Consider the following 19,458-nt stretch of genomic DNA (forward strand, 5'->3'; position numbering starts at 1 on the left):
GGCCAAGAGAATTTTGATGCCACAGTGGGTGGTGGAGCGTACATAGCATGAGTGGAAATGGCGTAGATACCCTGCCTAACAGCGAGGTACCGACCGAGGTCAGCAGTCTGTTGTTGCCGCTGGCGGATGGTCAGTTGTTGGTGCCGGTGGATACACTTTCTGAAATTATCGCCCTGCAGAGCCCGGTATCGGCGTTTGATGCGCCGGACTGGTATATGGGTGAGCTGCACTGGCGTGAGTTGCGCTTGCCGTTGATTTCGTTTGAGGTGATGCGCGGCAACCCCATGCCGGTATTGCGCAGTAATTGCCGTATCGCGGTGCTGAGCAGTGGTAACCCCGACGGTGACCTGCCGTTTTTTGCGGTAGTGCTGCAGGGTACCCCGCGCCTGGTGCGGGTAACGCCCGCAGACCTGGCTGGCCGCGAGGGTGACTGCGCCATGGGTGAGTTGATGCATGTCTCGGTTACCGGCGAAGCGGCGGTGATCCCGGATCTGGGTACGCTGGAAGAGGCCTGCCTCGAATATCGCAGTTCGCGCTAGGGCCGCCTTGGACTGGTCCAGGACTGTAGTACTGTCAGGTATTAGTTCTGAGGCAGTAACCAATAAAGAACGTACCAATAAAAAAGCCGCCCCGAGGGGCGGCTTTTTTATTGGTCTGGTGTAACCCGTACTGTTAGAACAGCTCTTCCGGCACGGACTCCTGCGACTGGCTGTCACTGTTGGATGGGTTGCTCGGCCCATCCGAGTAAATTGACGGGTAGTTGCTGTACGTCTCGCGGCCGGGCACCCGGTTGGCGCGGAATATCTCGAAAATACCGCCGCGGGAGGTGCGCATACCGGTGCGCGGATTGATGCGCGTGGTCACGATGTCCTCGGGTTGCGGCAGGTGGCGCTCTGGCAGGCCATCGAGAGCGGCCGACATAAAGTCGATCCAGATGGGTAGTGCGGCCGAGCCACCATACTCATTGCGGCCGATTGGCGTGTTGTCATCAAAGCCTACCCAGGTGCTGGTGGCCAGATACGGGCTGTAGCCCGAGAACCAGGCATCACGGGGGCCGTTGGTGGTACCGGTTTTGCCGGCAATATCACCGCGCTTCATCGCCAGCGCCTTGCGGCCGGTGCCCAGCTTCACCACATCTTTCAACATGGAATCCATGATAAATGCGGTTTCCGCCGCCATCGCGCGCGGCGCGCGGGGGCGTGCCTGCTCATCAGCGCTCAGTGGTGCCACAGGCAGCGTGCGCAGCTCTAACGGCTCCTCCTCATTGGCGGCGGCTGCCGCCTCGTGCTGTACCGACTGCAGATCGATGGGTTCGGCCTCCGAGGTGGGTGCTTCACCTGGCAGCGGGCAGTCGCGACACACGGTCAGCGGCAGCGCCTGGTAGACCGTATCGCCATGTACGTCGAGTACCTGATCCAGCAGGTAGGGCTCCACGCGGAAGCCGCCGTTCGCGAAGGCCGCATAGCCGCGTACCATTTCGAGCGGGGTGAGCGCGGAGGTGCCCAGTGCGATCGAGAGGTTGCGGTCCAGCTTCGAGCGCTCAAACCCGAACCCTTCGGTGTAGGTCAGTGCGCGGTCCAGCCCCAGCGCCTGTAGCAGGCGAATGGATACCATGTTGCGCGACATATACAAGGCCTTGCGCAAGCGGGTCGGCCCCAGGAAGGTCCCACCGTCGTTCTCCGGGCGCCATACATCTTCGAGATTGGTTTGTTCGAAGATGATGGGGGCATCATTGATGATGCTGGCAGCGGTATAGCCATTTTCAACCGCGGCCGCATAGATAAAGGGTTTGAAACTGGATCCCGGCTGGCGCGCCGCCTGGGTGACCCGGTTAAAGTGGCTCTGGCGGAAATCGTAGCCACCTACCAAGGCGCGAATCGCTCCATCTTCCGGTTCCAGCGATACCAGCGCGCCCTGAGCCGCAGGTACCTGGCTCAGGTGCCACTCTTCACGGGCTTCTGGTGCCTCGGCCGGCTCTTCGCTCTCCAGTCCTTCCGGAGTGGAGAAGGGGTCTTCGGTAATATTGGTATCGGCAAGCGCCTCGGCCGCGGAAGCAAGCGCTGCCTCCTGAGCCGCTTTCTGCTCCGCCGCGACCTGCTCTGCGCTGATCACAATGCGGCGCAGGCGCACTACATCGCCAGCTGCGAACATTTCCTCTGCGGAGGTCAGTCGCGCACCGCGCGCATCTTCAGAGATATAAGGGCGAATGCTGCTGAGGCCGTTCTCCCAGGCAATTTTAACGACCCGGCGGTCGCGTAGCTGTACCATAAGGCTCTGGGGGTTGACCGCAGTTACTACTGCCGGCTCCAGGCCACCAAGTACCGGGATTTCCTTAAGCAGATCCACGAGTTGGTCATTGTCCGCCAGGAGCTCTATGTCCAGGCGCTGTTCGGGCCCGCGATAGCCATGGCGGCCATCGTAGGTCTCCAGACCGTGCTGTAGAGCCTTGCGCGCCGCGTCCTGAAGTCCGCTATCCACGGTGGTGATGATCTGGTAGCCATCGGTGTAGGCGGCATCACCAAACAGGTCCACGGCTTCTTTGCGAGCCATCTCCGCCACATACGGCGCACTCAGGTCCAGGTCGCGGCCGTGGAAGCGGGCGCTGACCGGCGCCGTAATGGAATTCTTGTACTCGTCCTGATCGATATGACCGAGATCGAGCATACGTTTGAGGATCCAGTTGCGGCGCACCAGTGCACGGGAGGGATTGGCAATGGGGTTGTAGGTGGAGGGGGCTTTGGGCAGGCCCGCCATCATGGCCCATTGCGCCAGGTTCAGATCGTTGATGTCTTTGCCGTAGTAGACCTGCGCCGCCGCCTGGAAACCGTAGGCGCGGTTGCCGAGGAAAATTTTGTTGATATAGAGCGCCAGAATCTCATCTTTGCTCAATTCCCGTTCAATTTGCAGGGAGAGCAGGATCTCGTTGAACTTGCGGATAAAGCGCTGTTCGCGGCTCAAGAAGAAATTTCGCGCCACCTGCATGGTCAGGGTGCTGCCGCCAGACTGAATCGAGCCGCTGGCAATCAGCTGGCGTGCGGCCCGCATCAGGCCCTTGATAGAAACGCCACTGTGGGAATAGAAGCCATCGTCCTCTGCCGCCAGAATGGCGTTGATGAACATATCCGGGGTCTGGTCGATGGTGATTGGGCTGCGGCGTTTTTCACCGAACTCGCCAATCAGCTTCATATCCCGGGAATAGATGCGTAGCGGGGTCTGCAGACGGATCTCGCGCAGGCTCTCCACGGACGGCAAGCCCGGTTTCAGGTACAGATAAATACTGGAAAACGCCATGGCGCCGGCTGCGGCGCCGGCCAGAGCCAGCCACAGCAGTGACAACAGGCGGTTGCGGGCTTTTTCGGTCATTGAAATGCTTCTGTATACGTCTTAATCAATTATATCGGCACTGTTCGACAATTATACGAATAATGTGCACTGATACCTATGCAAAAGGCGGTTGCGGGGGTAATTTAAAGTGCTATAACATCAAACCTCCATAACCCACGGAAAAGATAAGAAAAATGGGGATGCTCCCTTTTCTCAATAAGGGCCCGAAAGCCATGCTTGGGCTCGATATTAGCTCCACCTCGGTCAAGTTGCTCGAACTGAGTCGCAGTGGCGACAAATATCGGGTGGAAAGCTATGCAGCCGAGCCTCTGCCCCCGAATGCGGTAGTGGATAAGAACATCAATGACGTCGGCGCCATTGCTGAGGCCATCCGCAAGGTGGTGCGTCGGTCAAAGACCCGTCTGCGCCAGGCGGCTGTGGCTGTTTCCGGCTCTGCAGTCATTACCAAGACCCTGGATATGCCTGCGGACCTCTCCGACGATGCGCTGGAAGCCCAGATCGCACTGGAGGCGGATCAGTACATTCCCTATCCCCTGGATGAAGTGAACCTCGACTTTGAGGTGCAGGGGCCCTCGGACAAGGGGGAGGGGCAGGTTGAGGTTCTGCTGGCTGCGTGTCGTAGCGAGAATGTGGAGCAGCGGGTTTCTGCCCTGGGCGAAGCCGAGTTGCAGCCGGGCGTGGTGGATGTGGAAGCCTATGCCATCGAGCGCGCCTATACCCTGCTGGACAATCAGTTCCCGGCGCAAGAGCAGCTGGTGGTCGCGGTGATTGATATTGGAGCGACCATGAGCGCGCTGTCGGTCATGGTCGACGGTCGCACCGTCTATACCCGGGAGCAGCTGTTTGGTGGTCGTCAGTTGACCGATGAAATTCAGCGTCGTTATGGCCTGTCTGCCGAAGAGGCCACTCTGGCGAAGCGCCAGGGCGGCAGCGGCTTGCCCGACGATTACTACCCGGAAGTGCTCGAACCCTTCCGCGATGCGGTGGTGCAGCAAGTTATGCGCTCCCTGCAGTTCTTCTATTCCTCAACTTCCTACAGCGATGTCGACTACATCCTGCTGGGCGGCGGTGTTGCCGCCATGGAAGGGCTCGCCGAACTGGTGGGTGAAAAACTTAACAAGCCTACGCTCGTGGCCAACCCCTTCCGGGATATGAGTGTTGCGTCCCGGGTAAATCGTCAGGCTCTGGTGAGCGAAGCGCCGTCCCTGATGATCGCCGCAGGCCTCGCCATGCGCGAAAGGGAGTTCTGATCAATGGCAAAAATTAACTTACTCCCTTGGCGTCAGGAGTTCCGGGCGCAGAAGCAGAAAGAGTTCCAGCAGGTCGCGGTAGTGGTGGTGATTGCTGCTGTGGTTTCGGTGTTCATGTGGATGAAAACCGTTGATGCGCAGATTGCCAATCAGAATGAGCGCAATCAGTTGCTGAATACCGAGATTGCCGCGTTGAACAAGCAGGTGCGCGAAATCAAGGAGTTGAAGAAGCGTCGTCAGGAGCTGATTGACCGTATGCGTGTTATTCAGGAACTGCAGGGTAACCGTCCTTTGGCCGTGCGTTACTTTGATGAGATGGTGCGCGCAGCCCCTGAAGGTCTGTGGCTGACCGAGCTCAAACGCACGGGCAAGACGCTCCAGATATCCGGTATGGCAGAGTCCAACAACCGGGTTTCCTCATTTATGCGCAGCCTGGATCAGTCTGAGTGGTTCCAGTCGCCAAATCTGACGGATGTCACCGCCAAGCCGGAGTTTGGTGAGCAGGCAAGCGCGTTTGAAATGACGGTCAGTGTCAGCGGCCGCAAAAAAGAAGAAGGTGCCGATGATGGCGCCAATAGTGGAGCGTAATCGTGGCGCTTGAAGATACTTTAAAGCAGCTCAATGAGCTGGATATTAACGATATCGACTTTTCCCGCGTCGGTGTCTGGCCGCTCGCCGGGCGTGTTGCACTGTTGATCGTGATTTCCGCGGTGCTGATCGGCGGCGGTTACTTTTTCATGATCAAGGATCGCTACAGTCAGCTGGAGTTTGCCGAGAACAAAGAGCGCGAGCTGTTTACCCAGTTTGAGCGCAAGTCTTTCGAGGCTGCGAACCTTGACGCATATCGCGAGCAGCTGGCTGAGATGGAAGAAACTTTCGGCGCGCTATTGAAGCAGTTGCCAAAGGACACTGAAGTGCCGGGCCTGCTCGAAGATATCGACGAGTTTGGCCGCGGCAGCGGCTTGACCATTCAAAAGATTGCGCTCGAGGGTGAGCAGGTTGGAGAGTTCTACGTTGAGCTGCCGATTCGCATCGAGGTGCAGGGTGGATACCACGAGTTTGGTGCATTTATTTCCGGTATCGCCGGCATGCCCCGCATTGTTACTCTGCACGACTTTGAAATTGGTACCAGTAAAGATAGTTCAGCGCTGCTGAATATGGTGGTGCGAGCGAAGACCTATCGCTACAAGGATCAGGGAGAAGAGGGATGAAAAAATACTTCGCTCTGACCGCGGCAATCCTAGCGCTTGCCGGTTGTAGTCTCGACGGGAATCACAGTGACCTGCGTCAGAAGATGGCGGCGGTCAAGCACAAGCCCAAAGGCCAGATTGAGCCGATCCCTACTTTTACGCCCTACAGCCCATACGTGTACAGCGCGGCCGCAATGCGCAGTCCGTTTATTCGTCCGATGTTGGAAGCGGATCAGCGCCTAGTGGGGCGCAAGCTGGACGTGGCACCGGATCTGAACCGGCAGAAAGAGCTGCTGGAGCGCTATCCGTTTGATGCCCTGTCCATGGTGGGTACGCTCTCAAGAGCTGGGCAGCTTTGGGCGCTTGTGAATGATGGTGACGGCGGCATCCATCGCATCACTATCGGCAATTACATGGGTAAAAACCACGGGCGGGTGGTCAACGCCTCGTCGTCACAACTTGATGTACTCGAAATTGTGCCGGATGGCACCGGTGGCTGGATTGAGCGGCCACGGGCACTGACTTTGGAAGATAAGGACAATTAAAAATGATCATCAAGCAACTCGCCCGAGTATTGGCCTGGGGCGCCAATAAGCTGTCGCGCGCAAACGCGTTGCTGCTGGGCCTGCTGATTCTGCCTTTGGCGGTGCCGACCATGGCCAGCCAATTGAACGATATCCAGTTCTCCGAACTGCCGGGCAGTCGCCTGCAGTTGCGTCTCACCTTTAGTGATGTGCCGCCGGAGCCTACTGGCTACACCATTGAGCAGCCTGCGCGCATTGTGATGGATTTCGCAGGTGTGGAAAGCGTGCTGCCACAAAAGAAATACAGCATGGATATCGGCGCTGCGCGCAGCGCTGTTATCGTATCCGGTGAAGACCGCACCCGTCTGATTCTGAATTTGGACAGCCTGCCGGTATACACCAGTGAGCGTGTTGGCAACCAGGTTGTACTGGAAGTCGGTGCCGACAGTGCTACCACTGCCGCGGTAGCCGCTGCACCCGTACGCAGTACCACCAATGTCGGCGGTAGCCCGCAGTTCAAGGCCGCGAGCAACGTTGGTATCAACAATGTTGATTTTCGTCGCGGTGAGGGTGGCGAGGGCAAGGTAATTGTTAGCCTGAGTGATCCCGCAGTTAATATTGATGTGGAGCGTACCCGCGGTAAAATCGTACTGACTTTCCTGGGGGCAGAACTGCCGCCATCTTTGCGCCAACGTCTGGATGTGACGGATTTTGCGACGCCGGTAAATTCTATTAGCGTCGACTATGACGGCCGCAATACTGTAATTACCGTTGATCCCCACGATGGCGATTATGATTACCTGGCCTATCAGGCGGACAATGAATATGTGCTCAGCGTCAAGCCGCTGACCGTGGCGCAAGTGCGTGAAAAGCAGCAAGAGTTTGCGTTTACTGGTGAGAAGCTGTCGCTGAACTTCCAGGATATTGAAGTGCGCTCTGTACTGCAGCTCATTGCTGACTTTACCGACCTGAACCTTGTGGCAAGTGATACCGTTCAGGGGCGTATTACTCTTCGTCTCGATGGTGTGCCCTGGGACCAGGCGCTAGAGTTGATCCTGAAGGCCAAGGGCCTGGATAAGCGTCAGGAAGGTAACGTGATTATGGTGGCGCCGGCTGCCGAGATTGCCGAACGTGAACGCCGTGAGTTGGAGACTCGCAAGCAGTTGGAAGAGTTGGCGCCGCTGCGTACCGAATATATCCAGATTCGTTATGCTGATGCTCGTGAGTTGTTCACGCTGTTTGCTGGCGACCTTGGTGGAGCTCAGGGCGGTGGCTTTGGTCAGGGTAATTTCGCAGGCGGCGGCCGCGAGGATCAGGAAGGGCGTAGCATCCTGTCTACTCGAGGTAGCGCCATCGTAGATGAACGCACCAATACCATCATTCTTACCGACACCGAGGAAAAAATTTCACAATTCCGCGCCCTGATTAATGCGATCGATATTCCGATTCGCCAAGTAATGATTGAAGCGCGTATTGTTACCGCGAATACCGGCTTCTTGCGTGACATCGGCGTACGCTGGAGCTATATGGAAGACCACAATGTTGGCGATGACGGTCTAGGTATTGGTTCCGGCTCCCAGGTAGGTTTGATTTCCGATGGCGACGGTAGCGTCCCTGATCTCAGTTCGCCGCAGACGCTGCATGACCCGCTTCTGGTTGATTTGGGTGTGTCTAATTCTGTGGGCAGCGTAGCCTACGCCATTCTGAAGGATGATTTCCTACTTGGTCTGGAGTTGTCTGCGCTGGAAGACGTGGGTAAAGCGGAAATTGTTTCCCAGCCGAAAGTGGTGACCGGCGATAAACAGGAAGCAAGTATTCGCTCCGGTGTGGAGATTCCTTACCTGGAAGCCACTTCTTCAGGTGCCGCGTCGGTCACCTTTAAGGAAGCGGTTCTATTGCTGAATGTTATTCCGCAGATTACGCCGGATAACAACATCATCATGAACCTGAATATCGACCAGAACAGTGTCGGTGAGCTGTTCACCAACGTGATTACCGGTGCTCAAATCCCGGCAATTAACGTGAACTCACTGCAGACCAAGGTATTGGTCGCTAACGGTGAGACCATTGTGCTGGGTGGTATCTTTGAAGCGCAAACCCTCGAGGGTGAGACTAAAGTGCCGTTCCTGGGTGATATTCCCTTCCTCGGCCACCTGTTCAAGCGCACCAGTCGTGAAGAAGATAAGCGCGAACTGTTGATCTTCATTACGCCTCGCATCATGCAGGACGAGTTCCTGTCCTTTAGCAAGTGATCTCCGAGCCTATCTTTCTTGTCGGTCCCATGGGGGCCGGCAAGTCCACTATCGGCAAATTACTGGCAGCCCAGCTCGGGCTGCCTTTTGCCGATTCTGACAAGGTGTTGGAAGACCGTACCGGTGCCGACATTCCCTGGATCTTTGATGTGGAGGGAGAGGCCGGTTTCCGTCGCCGCGAAAGTGAGGTGTTGCGGGATCTGTGCAACGGTGTGGCACAGGTCATCGCGACTGGTGGCGGCATCGTTCTAAAGCAAGAAAACCGCGAGCTGCTCAAGCAAGGTGGTTTTATTGTGTACCTGCGAGCAAGCCTTGATCAGCTGGTGGAACGCACTTCGAAAAATAGCAATCGTCCCTTATTGCAGGTGGACGATCCGCGAGCGAAGCTCGCAGAGATTCTCGAGCAGCGCGGAGCCTATTACGCGGAGGTCGCGGATTTGGTCTGTGATACCGACAACTGTACGCCAAAACAGGCTGCACAACTTGTCGCCGATCGTCTCGCCGCGCAGTCCACCGCGTAAGTAATTCCCACAGACTTTCTCTGTCCCATCTCTTTATATCCAATTTGTGCGCGTTAGGGAGTAACCATGCACCGTCTTGATGTCGACCTGGGTGAGCGCAGTTATCCGATCTTGATTGGCTCGGGGTTGTTAACTGATTCCTCACAGTTTGAGCAATATATCCGTGGCAAACAGGTGCTTGTGGTTACCAATGAGACCATTGCGCCGCTGTACCTGCAGACCGTGCTCGACGGCTTGAAAGTATTTTCCAAGGTCGATGTTGTCGAGTTGCCCGATGGTGAGGCCTTCAAGACTTTGGATACCGTCAACCGGGTATTCGATTCCCTGTTGGAAAGCCGCCATGATCGTGGCACCACCATCGTTGCCTTGGGTGGCGGTGTTATCGGCGATATGAGCGGCTTTGCCGCCGCCTGTTATCAGCGCGGCGTCGATTTTGTACAGGTGCCAACTACCTTGCTGTCTCAGGTGGACTCTTCGGTTGGTGGTAAGACAGGCGTGAATCATCCGCTCGGGAAAAACATGATTGGCGCCTTTTATCAGCCGCAGCTGGTACTCATCGATATTGATACCCTCAACACACTACCCGATCGTGAACTCTCTGCTGGAATTGCAGAGGTCATCAAGTACGGGATGATCTGTGACCCAGCCTTCTTCGGCTGGCTCGAAGAAAATATGGATTTATTGCTCGCGCGGGATCCACAGGCGTTGGCCTATGCCGTGGAGCGCAGCTGTGCAGATAAGGCCGCGGTTGTGGCAGAGGACGAGAGAGAGTCTGGCCGGCGCGCCATCTTGAACTTCGGCCATACTTTTGGCCACGCAATTGAGGCGGTGCAGGGATACGGCAAGTGGTTGCACGGTGAGGCAGTGGCGGCTGGCATGGTGATGGCGGCAGAGCTGTCCTGTCTGCGCGGATGGATAAATAAAGCCGAAGTCGCGCGGTTGCGCGCACTGCTAACAAAGGCCAACTTGCCGCAACAATCTCCCGAAGATATGACAGTTGAAGACTATCTGAATGCAATGTCGGTGGATAAAAAGGTGCAAGACGGCAAATTGCGTCTGGTCCTTTTGCATGCGCTTGGTGATGCACAAATAATCAGCGACACGCCGAAAGATCAGCTGGTTGAGGCTTTGCGCGCCTGCGGCGCGCAGTGATGAATCTGTAGTTTTTTTACCAAACTGAGGATTCTTTGTCTGAACTTGCGCTAAAAAGAAGATAAATCGGTCGAACTGCCCGCTAACAGCGGAAAAAACTGCCAAATCTTGCAATTGCAGGGTCACGCGAGTAATATTGCGCGCCCCCCCGCTGAAAGCCGGGGAAAAGAGCCGATAACAATAAACGCAGGCTCGCAGCGAGCGAGCAACACCAAGCCCTTTATGTGGGCTTTTTTTGTCACTGGGGTTTCAAAAAATCAGTGGATTCTGCGGCACCTTTGGCTCGAGAGTAGATAAATATACCCCCGGGATCGGTCTCCGACTGTGACCTGATTGTCACTGTGCAGATGCAGTGATCTTCACCACCCGCGTGGTAGCGATAACACTTTGAGGAAATCTATGGGTAGCGGTCTGTATCGATTGGATGAGTTCAAAGATAACTGTGGCTTTGGACTGATTGCCCACCTGAAGGGCCAAACCAGCCATAAGTTATTGCAGACGGCGATTGAGTCGCTGACCTGTATGACTCACCGCGGAGGCATTGCCGCCGATGGCAAAACCGGTGATGGCTGTGGTCTGTTGCTGCAGAAGCCAGACAGCTTTTTGCGCGCCGTGGCCAAAGCGGAGCTTGGTCAGGACCTGAGTGACCTGTACGCGGTTGGCTCCATCATGTTGCCTCTGGATGAAACCGAGGCCGCCCGTGCGCGCGGAATTCTTGAGCGCGCGCTGCAGGAGCAAGGTCTGCAGGTGGCGGGCTGGCGCGTGGTGCCGACTGATGAAGAATGCCTGGGGCCGATTGCCCGTGAATCCCTGCCGCGCTTCGAGCACCTGTTGATCAACAACGCGGAAAAAGCGTTGCAACAGCAGCAGTTCAATGCGCGACTGTTTGTCGCCCGCCGCAAGGCTGAGCAGCAACTTACCCAAGATACCTATATAGGTAGCCTGTCCACCGCGGTACTGTCCTACAAGGGCCTGATGATGCCCGCGGACCTGCCCAAGTTCTTTCCGGATTTAGCCGATCCCCGTCTGGAAACCGCGATTTGCGTATTCCACCAGCGCTTTTCCACCAACACCATGCCGCGTTGGCCGCTGGCGCAGCCGTTCCGCATGCTCGCGCACAACGGTGAAATCAACACCATCACCGGCAACCGTAACTGGTCGGTGGCACGCACCAACAAGTTCATTACTGAACTGGTGCCGGAGCTCTCCGAGCTGACGCCGCTGGTAAACCGTGTTGGTTCCGACTCCTCCAGCCTCGACAATATGCTGGAGCTTCTGACCGTGGGCGGCATCGATATGCACCGCGCGATCCGCATGCTGGTGCCACCAGCGTGGCAGAACGTCGATACCATGGATTCCGATCTGCGCGCTTTCTATGAATACAACTCCATGCACATGGAGCCGTGGGACGGGCCTGCCGGCCTGGTGCTGACCGACGGCCGCTACGCGGTATGTACCCTGGACCGCAATGGCTTGCGCCCGTCGCGCTGGGTGATCACCAAGGACGACTTCATCACCGTTGCCTCGGAAGTGGGTACTTACCAGTACGACCCGGCGGACGTGGTGGCCAAGGGGCGCCTCGGACCTGGCCAGATCCTGTCTGTGGATACCTTGAAGGGTGAGCTGCGCCACACCGGTGAAGTGGATGGTGAGCTGAAAAAAGCCCACCCATACAAGAAGTGGCTGAAGGAAAAAGCCCGTCGCATCCGTTCCACGCTGGTGACGGCACCGGTGGATAACAATTTCTCCCTGGACCAGTTCAAGGTTTACCAGAAGCTGTTCAGTTCATCTCTGGAAGAGCGCGATCAGGTGATCCGTCCGCTGGCGGAATCTGGGCAGGAAGCGGTCGGGTCCATGGGTGACGATACCCCCATGGCGGTGCTGTCCGAAGGTAACCGCTGCCTGTACGACTATTTCCGCCAGCAGTTTGCGCAGGTCACCAACCCGCCGATCGATCCGCTGCGGGAAACCATCGTCATGTCCCTGGAAACCTGCCTGGGGCGTGAAAAATCCGTGTTCGAGGAAACCATCGAACACGCGGACCGCGTAATCCTTTCCTCGCCAGTGCTTTCTCACATGAAGTACACCGCGCTGCTGGATCTGGGGCGCGAAGAGTTCACCGCCAAGGTGTTCGACCTGAATTACGATCCCGCGCAACTGGATCTGAAGAGCGCGATCGAAAAGCTGTGTCGCGAAGTGGCAGACTCCGTGCGCGAAGACGGTACCGTAATTGTGGTGCTGTCTGATCGCGACATCGAAGAAGGCAAGCTGCTGATCGATGCGCTGATGGCCACCGGTGCCGTGCATCACCATCTGGTGCACGCCGGCCTGCGCTGTGACTCCAATATCGTTGTCGATACCGCCACCGCGCGCGATTCGCACCAGCTGGCGTGCCTGATTGGCGTTGGCGCTACCGCGGTGCACCCGTACTTCTCTTACAGCATCATCAATCACCTGATCGAAACCGGTGAACTGCTGCTGGACGCGGCTACCGCGCAGAAGCATTACCGTACTGGTATCTGCAAAGGCCTGCTGAAGATCCTGTCGAAGATGGGTATCTCCACCATTGCCTCTTATCGCGGCGCCCTGCTGTACGAGCTGGTGGGTTTGTCCCAGGAAGTGATCGACCTGTGCTTCCCGGAAGCCCCGGCACGGGTACTGGGTGCAGGCTTTGCCGAGCTGGAAGACGACATGCGCGCGCGCGCGCAGCTGGCGTGGAAGCCGCGCAAGAAGGTTTCCCCCGGCGGCCTGCACAAATTTGTCTACGGCGAGGAATACCACGCGTTTAACCCGGATGTGGTACAAGCGTTGCAGCAAGCAGTGCGCACCGGCGATTACGGCGCCTGGCGTGATTACGCCACGCTGATCAACCAACGCCCGGTCGCCACCCTGCGTGACCTGCTGGGCCTGAAAAAAGATGTACAGCCGGTTCCGCTGGAAGAAGTAGAGCCCGCGGAAAACATTCTGCGTCGTTTCGATTCTGCAGCCATGTCCCTCGGCGCACTGTCTCCAGAGGCCCACGAAGCACTGGCGCAGGCGATGAACCGCCTGGGTGGCCGCTCTAACAGTGGTGAGGGCGGTGAGGACCCGGCGCGTTTCGGTACCGATAAAGTATCCAAGATCAAGCAGATTGCCTCCGGTCGTTTCGGGGTCACCCCGCACTATCTGGTGAATGCCGAAGTACTGCAGATTAAGGTGGCTCAGGGCGCCAAGCCCGGTGAGGGTGGCCAGCTGCCTGGCGGCAAGGTGAACCAGTTGATCGCGCGTTTGCGCTACTCGGTGCCCGGTGTGACTCTGATTTCGCCGCCGCCGCACCACGATATCTATTCTATTGAGGATCTGGCGCAGCTCATTTACGACCTAAAACAGGTCAATCCGGATGCGCTGGTGTCGGTGAAACTGGTGTCGCGCCCCGGCGTCGGCACCATTGCCGCTGGTGTGGCCAAGGCCTATGCGGACCTGATTACCATTTCTGGTTACGACGGCGGTACCGCGGCAAGCCCGATTACCTCCATTCGTTACGCCGGTTCCCCGTGGGAGCTGGGCCTGGCGGAAACCCATCAGACTCTGCGTGCCAACGACCTGCGTGGCAATGTGCGCGTACAAACTGACGGTGGACTGAAGTCCGGTCTCGATGTGATCAAGGCGGCAATTCTGGGTGCCGAGAGCTTTGGCTTCGGTACCGCGCCGATGGTCGCGCTGGGTTGTAAGTACCTGCGTATCTGCCACCTGAACAACTGTGCCACCGGTGTCGCCACCCAGAACAAAGAGCTGCGTGACGAGCATTACATCGGCACCGTGGAAATGGCGATGAATTTCTTCAAGTTCGTGGCCGAGGAAACTCGCGAGTGGATGGCGAGCCTGGGCGTGCGCAGCATGGATGAGCTGGTAGGTCGCGTGGACCTGTTGGAAACCCTGGCTGGCGAAACCAGCAAGCAGAAAACCTTGGACCTGTCTCCGCTGTTACACACCGACGAGCTGCTCGACAGCAAGCCGCAGACCTGTCAGTTGGCCAAGAATGAGCCATGGGACAAGGGCCTGTTGGCGGAGCGCATGGTGAAAGAGACCCTGCCGGCGATTGAAAACCTTGCCGGTGGCGAGTTCAGCTTCGAGCTTACCAACTGCGACCGCTCCATTGGTGCGCGCCTGTCCGGTGAGATCGCCAAGCGCCACGGCAATCAGGGCATGGTGGATGCGCCAATCAAGTTGCGCCTCACCGGTGTTGCCGGTCAGTCCTTCGGTGTGTGGAATGCCGGTGGCCTGGAGATGTATCTCGAAGGCGATGCCAACGACTATGTTGGTAAAGGTATGGCCGGCGGTAAGCTGGTTATTCGTCCGCCGCGAGGCAGTGAATTCGCCTCGCAGGAAACCAGCATTGTTGGTAACACCTGTCTGTACGGCGCCACGGGCGGCAAGTTGTTCGCGTCCGGTTGCGCCGGTGAGCGCTTCGGTGTGCGTAACTCCGGTGCCTACGCCGTGGTTGAAGGTGCCGGCGATCACTGCTGTGAGTATATGACCGGCGGTATGGTTGCGGTGCTGGGGAAAACCGGGGTCAACTTCGGTGCAGGTATGACCGGTGGTTTTGCCTATGTATTGGATATGGATCGCGACTTCTTCGACAAGTGCAACCACGAGCTGATCGAGCTGCGCCGTATCAGCAGTGAGGCCCTGGAGGAATACCAGAGTCATCTGCGCGAAGTGATTGAAGAATTCGTGGCCGAGACCGGCAGTGCCTGGGGCGCGGAGTTGTTGGATAACTTCGACGATTACCTCAACAAATTCTGGTTGGTGAAGCCGAAGGCGGCCAGCCTCGCCGGACTGCTGTCCGATGTGCGCAAGCGCGGCGAATAAGGGGGAGATTTACTTATGTCAGAGCGTCTAAACAACGATTTTCAGTTTATCGACGTGGGCCGAGTGGACCCCGCCAAGAAAGATATCATTACCCGCACCAACCAGTTTGTGGAAATCTACCAGCCTTTCACCGAGAAGCAGGTGGCCAACCAGGCGCATCGCTGCCTGGATTGCGGCAACCCCTACTGCGAGTGGAAGTGCCCGGTGCACAACTACATTCCAAACTGGCTGCGCCTGATCAGTGAAGGCAACATCATGGAGGCGGCGGAGTTGAGTCACCAGACCAACTCCCTGCCGGAAGTGTGTGGCCGCGTGTGTCCGCAGGACCGTCTGTGTGAAGGGGCCTGTACCCTGAACGATGGTTTCGGTGCGGTCACCATTGGCAATGCGGAAAAGTACATTACCGATACCGCGTTTGCGTTGGGCTGGCGTCCGAATATGGACGCGGTGAAAAAGACCGACAAGCGTGTGGCAATCGTCGGTGCTGGCCCCGCGGGCCTCGCCTGCGCGGATGTGCTGGTGCGCAATGGTGTACAGCCGGTGGTATTCGACAAACACCCGGAAATCGGTGGCCTGCTGACCTTCGGTATTCCCGAGTTCAAGCTGGAAAAGTCTGTGATGCAGCAGCGTCGCGCCATCTTTACCGAGATGGGTGTGGAATTCTGCCTGGAAACCGAAATCGGCAAGGACATTACTTTCGATCAGCTGATGTCGGATTACGACGCCGTATTCCTGGGTATGGGTACCTACAACTACATGAAGGGTGGCTTCCCCGGTGAAGACCTGCCTGGTGTGTACGACGCATTGCCGTTCCTGATTTCCAATGTGAACCGCAACATGGGCTGGGAGAAGAACGCGGAAGACTTTATTTCCGTGGAAGGCCAGCGTGTCGTGGTGCTCGGTGGTGGTGATACCGCCATGGACTGTAACCGCACCTCAATTCGTCAGGGCGCCCAGCGTGTTAGCTGTGCCTACCGTCGTGATGAAGAGAATATGCCGGGCTCCCGCCGCGAAGTGGCCAACGCGAAAGAAGAGGGGGTTAACTTCCTGTTCAATCGCCAGCCCGTGGGTATTGTCGGTGATGGCAAGGTTGAGGGTGTCAAAGTTGTGACTACCCAGCTGGGCGAGCCCGATGAAAACGGGCGCCGCCGCCCGGAAGTGGTGCCCGGTTCCGAGGAAGTTATTCCGGCGGACATAGTGCTGGTTGCCTTCGGCTTCCGTCCAAGTCCGGCCGAGTGGTTTGGTGATCACAATATCGAAGTGGCCGACTGGGGTGGCGTGGTTGCCCCGGAGAAGCAGGAATACAAATTCCAGACTTCTAATGAGAAAGTGTTTGCCGGTGGCGATATGGTGCGCGGCTCCGACCTGGTGGTAACTGCTATCTGGGAAGGCCGTCAGGCTGCCGAGGGTATCCTGGACTTCCTCGAAGTCTGACCCTGTAGCCGTGATCTTTTCCGGTGGAACCGCCAGCAAGATATCTGGCGGTTCCACTTGTCAGCGACACTTCTGTATAAACTCTTTGCTCCGTCATTGGACTCCCTGTCCTAAATCCCACCCCGAGAGTACAATGGCCGCCCATTTATCCAGCCGTTGCCCTCATGTCTGACAATCAGTTCGCCCCCCTTCAAAACGATCGCTTCCTCCGTGCCCTTCTGCGCCAGCCCGTAGACCGCACCCCCATGTGGATGATGCGCCAGGCCGGTCGTTATTTGCCGGAGTACCGCGCCACCCGTGCCAAGGCCGGCACCTTTATGGATCTGTGCCGCAACACCGAACTGGCCTGTGAAGTGACCTTGCAGCCGCTGGAGCGCTACCCGCTGGATGCAGCGATTCTGTTTTCCGATATTCTCACTATTCCCGATGCCATGGGCCTGGGCTTGTATTTTGAAGAGGGCGAAGGGCCTAAATTCAAGAAACCTGTCCGCACCAGCGCGGATATCGCCGCGCTCGAAGTGGTAAACACGGCGAAGGATCTGGATTACGTCACCAATGCGGTAACTACCATCCGCCGTGAGCTGAATGGCCGCGTGCCGCTGATTGGTTTTTCCGGCAGCCCCTGGACCCTGGCTACCTACATGATTGAAGGTGGTTCCAGCCGCGACTTTGCCCGCGCCAAGGAGATGCTCTACAACCGCCCCGAGGACATGCACCAGCTGCTATCGGTGCTCGCGGATTCCGTAATTGATTACCTCAATGCGCAGATTCGCGCAGGTGCCCAGGCTGTGCAGATTTTTGACACCTGGGGCGGCGCCCTCAGCCACACTGCCTACCGGGAGTTCTCTCTCGCTTATATGGCGCGAATTGTGCAGGGATTGATCAAGGAGGCTGATGGCCGTCAGGTGCCAGTGATTTTGTTCACCAAAGGTGGTGGCCAGTGGCTGGAGGCGATGGCCGATACCGGCGCCAATGCGCTCGGCCTTGACTGGACCACTGATATTGCCCAGGCCAGGACCCGAGTGGGTGACAAGGTGGCATTGCAGGGCAATATGGATCCATCAATCCTGCTGGCCAAACCCGAGCGTATTCGTGAAGAGGTGGCGTCCATCCTGGCCAGTTATGGTCGCGGCAGTGGGCATATTTTCAACCTTGGCCATGGCGTAACGCCCAAGGTGGACCCGGCACATGCCGGGGCAATGTTTGATGCGGTGGTGGAGCTTTCCCCGCAGTATCACGATTGACGTGTATCGCGGCCAAGTGGCGTTAATTTGGTCGCGAGCCTGGGTTTTGGGTCCTAATGAGAAAAAAAGCGCCAATATGGCGGCTTTTTGATTAACAGGATCCCTTAGGACTGGCGTTTATCGTCAATTTTGTGATAATTATCACAAATTAGAGGGCTGCCTGTGGGTGCCCCTATGTGACAATCCGTTTCCTTGGCCTGTTTCCCCAGAATCAGGCCTGCTTGGGCGCCGGTTGTGCATAAAAATAATAGAACGAACAATTACACCAAAACGGTTAACGCGGCACTTATCTAGTGGAAATTCAGCAGGCGAAAGTATTCGTTGAGGACTTGCAGCGGGGCATGTTTGTGTCTCGCTTGGATCGCCCGTGGACGCGCACACCGTTTGCCCTGCAAGGCTTTTACATCCGCGATCTGGAAGAAATTCGCCAGTTACAGAAGTTTTGTCGCTTCGTTTACGTGGATGTTGCAAAAACCGTTGGTGATGTGGGCGTAAAGCTGCGCAAGCTTACCCGCACTGCGGCCGAAAGTGCCGCCAGAGAAAAGTCCGGCAAGGCCGCTTCCCGCCGTATTCCGGTGGCAATCAATTGCAAGCCGGTTCAGGTTACTCACAACAGCTATCCCGCTCCCGAGCCAGCGCGAAAAGAAGCGTCCAAGGCGCGCAAGCTGCATCAGCGAATGATCCAGGGCATGTACCAGGTGATGGTGCAGCTGGAGTCCAATCAGCCCTTGCCTACCGCACAGGTGACCCAGACTATTTCCCAGATGGTAGATAGTGTGCTGCGCAGCCCCGACGCCTTCTCCTGGCTGGCCCGAGTGCGGGCGAAAGATGAACACTCCTATAGCCATTCCGTGCGCGCTAGTATCTGGGCGGTGGTATTCGGTCGCCACATTGGCCTGCGCCGACATGACTTGGTGCACCTCGGCGTTGCCACCCTGCTGAAAGATGTAGGTAAGCTATACCTCTCGCAACAGATAGTGGCCGCGGAAAAGCGCAGCCCGCGCGCGGAGCTGGAATATCGCAAGTTTGTTGATTACAGCGTGCGGTTATTGTCCAGCGATCCGAATGTGGACCCCCAGGTGCTGAATATTGTCCGCTGTCACCGGGAACAGTTTGACGGCAGCGGATACCCGAAGGGATTGCGCGGTGGCCAGATTCCAGTACTGGCCCGTATGTGTGGCATCGTCACTTTTTATGATGAGGCCACCAATCCACGCGGTGCAGAATTTCCGGTGCCACCCTCAAACGCGGTGGCGCAGCTGTATGAGTTACGCAACGCAGCCTTCCAGGAACAGCTGGTGGTGGAGTTTATCCAGTCCATTGGCCTGTACCCAACAGGTACCCAGGTAGAACTCTCTACCGGCGAGCTGGCGGTTGTTGTAGAGCAAAACCATCAGCGCCGCCTGAAGCCCAAGGTGATGCTGGTTACCGATACCAAGCGACAGCTGCTGGAAAAACCCCGAGTTTTTGATATGGCGGCCGACGATGACCGCAAGCAAGCCCTGATCAAGCGAGGCAAAAAGTCTCTCGCCGACGCTGGCCTGATCACCATTACCCAGGATATGGACCCAAGCCGGCATCCGGGGATCAATGTGGCAAAGGTTCGTGATCAGTACCTGAGTCAGCCGCGCTTACCGGGCTTGCTCTCTCTCTTCCTGCCCAACCGTTAATCCCGCTGTTTTTCCTTAAGCAGAG

The 19,458-nt window shown here is 57.1% G+C and carries 13 protein-coding genes; 12 read left to right on the plus strand and 1 reads right to left on the minus strand.

Annotated features, from left to right (window positions below; all coding sequences use genetic code 11):
• The first annotated feature begins 47 nt into the window (after positions 1–47).
• The gene (locus KUV22_RS05890; RefSeq protein WP_222229324.1) at positions 48–539 is read left to right on the plus strand and encodes a chemotaxis protein CheW; all 492 of its coding nucleotides are present in this window, start codon (positions 48–50) and stop codon (positions 537–539) included.
• A 133-nt stretch (positions 540–672) separates the two neighbouring features.
• Here KUV22_RS05890 and KUV22_RS05895 read toward each other — a convergent pair whose 3' ends face one another.
• Positions 673–3,363 (minus strand): penicillin-binding protein 1A, encoded by a 2,691-nt coding sequence (locus tag KUV22_RS05895; protein ID WP_222229326.1) that lies wholly within the window; start codon positions 3,361–3,363, stop codon positions 673–675.
• A gap of 155 nt (positions 3,364–3,518) precedes the next feature.
• Here KUV22_RS05895 and KUV22_RS05900 point away from each other — a divergent pair, with 155 nt between their 5' ends.
• The 11 genes from KUV22_RS05900 (at position 3,519) to KUV22_RS05950 (ending at position 19,433) form a co-directional block, all read left to right on the plus strand.
• Positions 3,519–4,595, plus strand: coding sequence for a pilus assembly protein PilM (locus KUV22_RS05900; protein WP_222229328.1), 1,077 nt, complete (start codon positions 3,519–3,521; stop codon positions 4,593–4,595).
• 3 nt (positions 4,596–4,598) lie between these two features.
• Complete coding sequence (locus tag KUV22_RS05905; RefSeq protein WP_222229330.1) at positions 4,599–5,183, plus strand: PilN domain-containing protein; 585 nt, start codon at positions 4,599–4,601, stop codon at positions 5,181–5,183.
• 2 nt (positions 5,184–5,185) lie between these two features.
• Positions 5,186–5,806, plus strand: coding sequence for a type IV pilus inner membrane component PilO (gene pilO / locus KUV22_RS05910; RefSeq protein WP_222229332.1), 621 nt, complete (start codon positions 5,186–5,188; stop codon positions 5,804–5,806).
• On the plus strand, positions 5,803–6,330 hold the full coding sequence (locus KUV22_RS05915; protein WP_222229334.1) for a pilus assembly protein PilP: 528 nt from the start codon (positions 5,803–5,805) through the stop codon (positions 6,328–6,330). The genes pilO and KUV22_RS05915 overlap by 4 nt, the downstream gene beginning before the upstream one ends.
• Before the next feature lie 2 nt (positions 6,331–6,332).
• Entirely contained in the window at positions 6,333–8,561 is a 2,229-nt protein-coding gene (pilQ, locus tag KUV22_RS05920; RefSeq protein WP_222229336.1) for a type IV pilus secretin PilQ family protein, read from the plus strand.
• Positions 8,558–9,082 carry a shikimate kinase gene (locus tag KUV22_RS05925; protein WP_390625232.1) on the plus strand — a complete coding sequence of 175 codons (525 nt, stop codon included), beginning with the start codon at positions 8,558–8,560 and terminating at the stop codon, positions 9,080–9,082. The genes pilQ and KUV22_RS05925 overlap by 4 nt, the downstream gene beginning before the upstream one ends.
• A 66-nt stretch (positions 9,083–9,148) precedes the next feature.
• Positions 9,149–10,234 (plus strand): 3-dehydroquinate synthase, encoded by a 1,086-nt coding sequence (aroB, locus tag KUV22_RS05930; protein ID WP_222229338.1) that lies wholly within the window; start codon positions 9,149–9,151, stop codon positions 10,232–10,234.
• A gap of 399 nt (positions 10,235–10,633) precedes the next feature.
• Positions 10,634–15,085 carry a glutamate synthase large subunit gene (gene gltB / locus KUV22_RS05935; protein ID WP_222229340.1) on the plus strand — a complete coding sequence of 1,484 codons (4,452 nt, stop codon included), beginning with the start codon at positions 10,634–10,636 and terminating at the stop codon, positions 15,083–15,085.
• A gap of 15 nt (positions 15,086–15,100) precedes the next feature.
• Positions 15,101–16,519 (plus strand): FAD-dependent oxidoreductase, encoded by a 1,419-nt coding sequence (locus KUV22_RS05940; RefSeq protein WP_222229342.1) that lies wholly within the window; start codon positions 15,101–15,103, stop codon positions 16,517–16,519.
• A 164-nt stretch (positions 16,520–16,683) separates the two neighbouring features.
• Positions 16,684–17,763, plus strand: coding sequence for a uroporphyrinogen decarboxylase (gene hemE, locus KUV22_RS05945; RefSeq protein ID WP_222229344.1), 1,080 nt, complete (start codon positions 16,684–16,686; stop codon positions 17,761–17,763).
• Between the two features lie 293 nt (positions 17,764–18,056).
• Positions 18,057–19,433, plus strand: coding sequence for an HD-GYP domain-containing protein (locus KUV22_RS05950; RefSeq protein WP_222229346.1), 1,377 nt, complete (start codon positions 18,057–18,059; stop codon positions 19,431–19,433).
• Positions 19,434–19,458: the final 25 nt, after the last annotated feature.

The organism is Microbulbifer agarilyticus (assembly GCF_019800665.1).
Classification (GTDB): Bacteria; Pseudomonadota; Gammaproteobacteria; order Pseudomonadales; family Cellvibrionaceae; genus Microbulbifer; species Microbulbifer agarilyticus_C.